Source organism: Kitasatospora sp. NPDC023176, from assembly GCF_055560495.1.
Genome location: NZ_JBVHIP010000051.1, coordinates 1 through 2,115, shown reverse-complemented (window position 1 = coordinate 2,115; position 2,115 = coordinate 1). Strand labels below are relative to the sequence as shown.

Annotated in this window: 3 protein-coding genes; 1 reads left to right on the top strand and 2 read right to left on the bottom strand. The window is 66.8% G+C overall.

Annotation, left to right across the window (positions count from 1 at the left end; all coding sequences use genetic code 11):
• Nucleotides 1–107: 107 nt before the first annotated feature.
• Both ACZ3YL_RS38810 and ACZ3YL_RS38805 read right to left on the bottom strand, forming a co-directional pair.
• Nucleotides 108–1,145, bottom strand: a complete 1,038-nt coding sequence (locus tag ACZ3YL_RS38810; protein ID WP_465662280.1) for a hypothetical protein — start codon at nucleotides 1,143–1,145, stop codon at nucleotides 108–110.
• Nucleotides 1,136–1,483 (bottom strand): hypothetical protein, encoded by a 348-nt coding sequence (locus ACZ3YL_RS38805; RefSeq protein WP_465662278.1) that lies wholly within the window; start codon nucleotides 1,481–1,483, stop codon nucleotides 1,136–1,138. The genes ACZ3YL_RS38810 and ACZ3YL_RS38805 overlap by 10 nt, the downstream gene beginning before the upstream one ends.
• A gap of 228 nt (nucleotides 1,484–1,711) precedes the next feature.
• Between ACZ3YL_RS38805 and ACZ3YL_RS38800 the strand changes: the two genes are divergently transcribed.
• Nucleotides 1,712–1,999 (top strand): helicase associated domain-containing protein, encoded by a 288-nt coding sequence (locus ACZ3YL_RS38800; protein ID WP_465662276.1) that lies wholly within the window; start codon nucleotides 1,712–1,714, stop codon nucleotides 1,997–1,999.
• The last annotated feature ends 116 nt before the right edge of the window (nucleotides 2,000–2,115 follow it).

Genomic DNA, 2,115 nt, shown 5'->3' with positions numbered 1-2,115 from the left:
CGGGTTTGTCACACCGGGGTCGCGGGTGTGTGTGGGTGGGTGGCCCCTGTCGTTGTGGGGGGGTTTAGCCCGGCCTCTGCTCACCCGCCCACGTCCATGTCAGGGCTTCAGGCTTGGTCGTCGGCTGTGCGCTGTTCCGGGGCGGCCTTTGCGTGGAGTTCGGCCGGCGTGTCGTCCGGGGGCGCTGTGCGGGCCATTCGGTCTGCGGCGTCGGCCTCGGTGTCGGCGGCCTCCACGAGGTGGGTGACCCGGGAGCCGCTCGGGGGGTACTGCGTGACATAGGTGGAGTTCAGGTCGAAGGCCATGGCCTCCTCGGCTGCGACGATGCCGCCGTCGGCGCGCACGGACTCCAGCTCGTGGTGGGCGAACCACAGGGCGCCGGCCTTGTGCGGAGGCACCCTCAGCAAATGCCGCTTCGTCACCTCTTCGAAGGAGCTGACTTCCTGGCGGGACTCGTAGCCGAGCTCGATGGAAACGCTGACTGCGGTGCTGCCGCTGATGACTCCGAGATTGATGCCTCCACCTGTGGTGACTGAGACACCGGTGGTGATCTGGAAGGCTTCCGAGCGGGACTTCGAAACCCCGGTGGTGCGGTCCTCTCCCCACTCTTGCTCGGTGTCGGTCGTGTTGTTCAGGTGGTGGATCATCGCGAAGTTGTGCTTGCGGCGGAGCTTGTAGAACGGCGAGTTCGCGAACTGCCAGGCCGCGTTCCGGTCCTTGTCCGTGACCATCGTGTGCGGGACGGTGACCTCGTAGTCGATGACCTGCTGGGTGCTCACCGGCCTCGCGGGGGAGGTCATGACCGGGACGGCGGGCCCGGGCGCCTTCTTCACTTCCGCCGGCAGGTCCAGCACCCAGCACACCGGGGTCGGGGTGGGGCGGTCGTAGTGGGCGACGTAGGTGAAGCCGCCCACCGGGACGACCAGCCGTTCATCGGTGTCGCTGGAGGTCACGCGGGGAGGAACGATCGGCCACAGGGCGATGTCCTTGCCGGTGGAACCCGAGCCCCGGTCGTTCCACAGGTACTCCGGGCCGATCTCGGCCTGTCGAACGTAGGTGTGACCGTTGTACGTCTTGCGCACGCAGTAGATGATGTCGCGCGGCGGCTTCCCCCGGCCCTCGTAGAAGACATCGCTCAGCGCCACGTACCCCGCCGGGGGGATCGGGCGCCAGATCGTGCCGTAGTACGTCGACCCTGTTCCGCCCACAGCCACTCGAAGTCCACTGGCTCCTTCAGCATCTCGGCGCCGGCAACCGCGTCCTTCGCCACCAGCTGGTTGTACTGGGTGTCCGGGTTGCTGAAGTTGTGAATGACCAGCTGGCTGATCCACCGGCGGTTAGTGTCGAAGCTCCCACCGATCAGGGCGTGGTGGAAGGCGATGTCCTTGCCTTTCGAATTGGTCTTGAGGTCGTTCCAGGCGAACCAGTACTGGTTCGAGAACGACAGCTGTAGTGCTCCGTAGCTCTTCGTACGGTCGACCATCGCTGTCTACCTCCCGTGTCCGCAGTGCACATGTACGTGCACATACTTGCCGCCCGGAGCCGTGCGCGTCCGACAACGGCCCACGAACGCTACGATCGACACACGATCGGCTCACCGAACTCGGAAGACAGCGGCGGAAAGCAGCCGCGAGGAGACCCAAAACCAGCACCTCCCCGTTCCCGGTCTCGACACGCCCGTGGCCTCGGCTCGCGCAACTGGCGCAAGGACATGCAGCTGAGCGTGATGCTCAAGGTGCCGCCGTCTGCTCGTCGTGGTCCCGGGACATGCGCATCACGGTGGTGGGCGAAGCCGAAGGTGTCGCGGGCGGACCGGTTCGGCGCCGGCCTGGCGGCGCTGGCGGCGTTCGTCGAACGGGAGGGTCATGCGCGCGTTCCGAGGTCCCACAAGGAGGACGGGACGTCGCTGGGCACCTGGTTGAACAACCAGAAGGCAAGGCGGGACAAGCTCCGCCCCGAGCAGCTCGGGCAGCTGGAGGCCCTGGGGGTGGCCTGGTAGGGCCGCCCCTGCCGAGGCCGGTGATGCTCCTATGGGCTGTCAAGCGGTGGTGAGCCAGTCGCGGTAGGCGTTGGCGAGGTCGTCGTCTCGGCGGATTCCGCGTTCGAGGGTGGAGA

Bases quoted from the DNA above. Each gene is read 5' to 3' on its own strand.
- ACZ3YL_RS38800 (WP_465662276.1), top strand. From the start codon at position 1,712: ATGCAGCTGAGCGTGATGCTCAAGGTGCCGCCGTCTGCTCGTCGTGGT.
- ACZ3YL_RS38805 (WP_465662278.1), bottom strand. From the start codon at position 1,483: ATGGTCGACCGTACGAAGAGCTACGGAGCACTACAGCTGTCGTTCTCG.